This window comes from [Clostridium] citroniae WAL-17108 (genome assembly GCF_000233455.1).
GTDB classification, from domain to species: Bacteria; Bacillota; Clostridia; order Lachnospirales; family Lachnospiraceae; genus Enterocloster; species Enterocloster citroniae.
Genome location: NZ_JH376452.1, coordinates 1 through 901 on the forward strand (window position 1 = coordinate 1; position 901 = coordinate 901).

At 36.1% G+C, this 901-nt stretch carries 2 protein-coding genes; one reads left to right on the forward strand and one right to left on the reverse strand.

What is annotated here, in order from left to right; genetic code table 11:
• The coding region (locus HMPREF9469_RS30405; protein ID WP_007871871.1) for a hypothetical protein at nt 1-317 on the forward strand (317 nt) is incomplete at its 5' end.
• 4 nt (nt 318-321) lie between these two features.
• On the opposite strand, the gene HMPREF9469_RS31770 is transcribed toward HMPREF9469_RS30405, so the two are convergent.
• Nucleotides 322-645 carry a hypothetical protein gene (locus HMPREF9469_RS31770; protein WP_227138288.1) on the reverse strand — a complete coding sequence of 108 codons (324 nt, stop codon included), beginning with the start codon at nt 643-645 and terminating at the stop codon, nt 322-324.
• Nucleotides 646-901 lie beyond the last annotated feature (256 nt).

Sequence of the window (901 nt, forward strand, 5' to 3'; positions counted from 1 at the left end):
CAATGAGTGCAGTCACACTGATTGAAGATATCATAGATTCTGAAATAACGGGTGAAATATACTATCGTGTAAAATCAGGCATATGCTACATAAGGTGCCGGATTATTACGCCATCTGCTTCTGCAAGGGAAAACGTGCTTATTTGTAGTGGGATGCCTAAATCTGCCATAGGACAAAGCCGCTACTGCTCGAACGGTATAGGAACTGCTGCTATAGGTGTGGTTTACATTGATAATAATTCGACCGAACTGAAGATTAATTTGTCAGGCCAGGCGGGGAATGGATATGTTTCCTTTTCATATCCCATTAATCAATAAATGATTATTTTGATGTTATCATGAAAGTTCCAATCATAGTGATTTGACTATTTGCTGCTAATGTTTGATTAGTGTTAACATTCCCGTTCACGGCTATGTAAACAGCCTTTTCATTATGCTTTATATCCCATGCTATAGTATGTTCTGCTACCTGCCTTTTGAATTTGAGTAAACATGTGTATGGACTAGCATCTTTTAAAATATCAACTACTACATAACTGTGTACCAATAGTCCATAAGTACAGATAGCGCCAAAATCAGTATGTATTTTTGCATAATCTGTATCTTCAAACCAAGATGCACTAGGAAATTCTCTTTTATAATTCAAATCCGTATTGCGCACATCAGTATGTTAATTCATCAAAAACTCATTTTTATTCATTTTAGTTGCTGTGTACAATACGGATTTAATTAACCCATTGCTTATAAAAACATTTACATATTCACAATCCATAACTCTTGCGCCTAATGGTGGACAGGAGATACGTATACCGATTACTGTACCAGATGGATATATGTTTCTATGTGTTACCAATGTAAAAGCTAAGTGGGAACGTTGCATACGCATGTTACATAGCGTCATC